The sequence below is a fragment of the Actinomycetota bacterium genome, assembly GCA_030650795.1.
Classification (GTDB): Bacteria; Actinomycetota; Actinomycetes; order S36-B12; family S36-B12; genus UBA11398.
Genome location: JAUSDJ010000041.1, coordinates 1 through 2,455 on the forward strand (window position 1 = coordinate 1; position 2,455 = coordinate 2,455).

At 57.8% G+C, this 2,455-nt stretch carries 3 protein-coding genes and 1 pseudogene; 1 reads left to right on the forward strand and 3 read right to left on the reverse strand.

The genetic code is table 11. The features are described 5' to 3' along the window. Positions 1 to 167: 167 nt before the first annotated feature. From petA to Q7L55_13280, 3 genes and pseudogenes are all read right to left on the reverse strand, one after another. The gene (petA, locus tag Q7L55_13270) at positions 168 to 764 is read right to left on the reverse strand and encodes a ubiquinol-cytochrome c reductase iron-sulfur subunit (GenBank protein ID MDO8733519.1); all 597 of its coding nucleotides are present in this window, start codon (positions 762 to 764) and stop codon (positions 168 to 170) included. 78 nt (positions 765 to 842) lie between these two features. Beyond that, on the reverse strand, positions 843 to 1,097 hold the full coding sequence (locus Q7L55_13275; GenBank protein ID MDO8733520.1) for a DUF2933 domain-containing protein: 255 nt from the start codon (positions 1,095 to 1,097) through the stop codon (positions 843 to 845). A 199-nt stretch (positions 1,098 to 1,296) separates the two neighbouring features. Next, positions 1,297 to 1,389 (reverse strand): annotated as a pseudogene (locus tag Q7L55_13280) (P-II family nitrogen regulator). A 598-nt stretch (positions 1,390 to 1,987) separates the two neighbouring features. Here Q7L55_13280 and Q7L55_13285 point away from each other — a divergent pair. Then, entirely contained in the window at positions 1,988 to 2,386 is a 399-nt protein-coding gene (locus Q7L55_13285) for a hypothetical protein (GenBank protein ID MDO8733521.1), read from the forward strand. Positions 2,387 to 2,455: the final 69 nt, after the last annotated feature.

Below are 2,455 nucleotides of genomic sequence, written 5' to 3' on the forward strand. Positions count from 1 at the left end.
GTGCATCAGTGTGACAGGCTCGCCGGCGCGAACCGGGGACGCCGCGAGGACGCCAAGTGCCAATGCGAGCATCCAGGTATGGCGGGGCCGTTGTTGTTTATAGCGCATGGCTATCCTTCTTGGTTGGTGGGAAAGTGCATGAACGATGGGCGCCTCCTGGTGGGGGATCAGGCCCCGGGTCCCACGCCGATGAGCAGCGTCGACTCCCCGGAGTAATGGTGCGGCGGCACCTCGAGGTTGCTCGGAGCGGGCACGTTCTTGAAGACCCGGCCTGCAAGATCGAATTTCGATCCATGGCAGGGGCAATAGAAGCCGCCCGGCCATGACGCACCAATGTCGGCGGCGCCCGGCTCTGGTCTGAAGGACGGGATGCAACCCAGGTGGGTGCAGATCGCCACCAGTACGGCGATGTCCGGCTTGACCGAACGCAGGTCGTTGCGGGCGTAGTCGGGCTGCTGCCCCCGACGGCTCGACTGCGGATCGCTGAGCAGGTCGTCGTGACTGCGCAAGGACCCGAGCATGTCCGTGGTGCGGCGCAGCACCCACACCGGTTTGCCGCGCCACTCCACGGTCCGCAGCTCGCCTGGCTTGATGGGCCCAACGTCGATCTCTACAGGCGCGCCGAATGCGCGTGCCCGTTCGCTGGGGGCCATGGAGACCACGAAGGGCACACTCGTTGCGACGATGCCCGCGCCTCCAGCCGCAGTAGCTGCCGTGAGCCATAGGCGACGCATAGGATCTGGGGGGATTGCTGTGTGTGACATTTGAAAGCCTCCTTTGGTTCCAGGATGGGTGGAATGTGCGACCGACCGTCAGTGAGCGCGGAGTTCGGACCTTGCTCGCTAAGCCTTGTCCGGACTGACATCGCGGACTCCGGATTCCGCCTTGCTTTCGCCGGGCTTGGCGCTTTCATCCTTCTTGTTGGCATTCATGCCCTTCATCATGAAGAGCATCGCCACGGGGCAGGTGAGCGCCACCAAAAAGGGTACGCTGGCCAGAAGGAACACTTGGGCCGCGGGCAGTGCGAAGTAGGCGACCACGATGCCAAAACCTAACCCGACGCCTACCTTCACCATCATTTTTGAATCGCACTTCACGTCTTTCTCCTTTGAAATTGCTTGGAGAGACCTTCAAGCTGGCGGGGCAGGCAAGTCCTCGGTCCCGGTACGAAGATGGAGGAATCTGTCCACGGGGACCACCGCCACGATGCCTGAGCCGGGGATGTCTGCATCCCCGGACTTCCAGCAAGGCGTCGAGCAACTCCTTCACTTTGGATTCCTCCGTGAAAATCTCGATTTTGGTGTGTTCGCTGAGCAAGTCGCGGGTAAAGAAGTTCTTGTACTCGCCGAAGCCCTTGACCTTGGTCAGCGTGACACCTCCAACACCCATGCTCCTGAGTTTCCTTTCCAGGGACTCCACAACATCGGGCGGGACAATTGCCACAACATACTTGAAGTTCATGATTTTCTCCTTGTTTTCCGTAGTTCAACCCACGATACACCAAGCAGCCTGAAGGCCAAGGTCGCACAATACTGATTCGATGTATCGGCACGATAATTAGTTCCCTGTTGCGCAAGCCGGGACATAGCTGTCCGCTGTTGAAGGCAGTGCTGCGTCTCCCAAAGGGGCCGCATTGGCTGCTGCTTAGCTGCTGGGCATGAGCCTGTGGCCGTCATTCTGGCTGACGGCATGATCACAGCACCACTACTTTCCTTGTTCGTCGTTCCCGCGGTCTTTCTGTTGTTGCGACGGCAAGGTCCGATGAAAAAATGAATCAATGAGAGAGAAACCATCACCCAACCGCATGCATCAAAGGTATGTATCAAAGTTGACATAGATCAACGCTTGCTACGCCATGATCTCTAGAATTGGTCTGGCAATAGATTTATCTGCGTAAACCCATTGGGCACAGCGGTGAGAGCCAAGTTCCACCCATCTCAGCTTTCAGACTGTTCTCAATGTTCCCTAACCAACCCAGGAGTCTGTCATGACCAATTTTCGCTTCGTACCACTTGCCGTTGCACTCGTTGCCACGATCTCATTGACCGCTTGTAAAACAGCACCGACAATGCCTATGGGTAGCGCATCCGCCACCACCATGGCCACGCCCGACCGCATGACCATGATGGATGCGCAGATGAAGACCATGCAGGGCATGCACGACAAGATGATGGCCGCCAAGACCCCGGAAGAGCGCAACAAGCTGATGGCCGAACACATGAAAGCCATGCAGGACGGCATGGCCATGATGGATGGAATGAAAGGCATGCAGGGCATGACTGGCAACATGGGCGCGCATCATCAAATGATGGTCAAACGCATGGAGATGATGCAAACCATGATGAAGATGATGATGGACCGGATGCCGGCAACGCCAGCGCGATAAGGGAATCCACATGTTAAAAAGAAGGCAGCTATTTCAGTTTGCCGGCGTGGCAGCCGTGGCTGGTGCCGG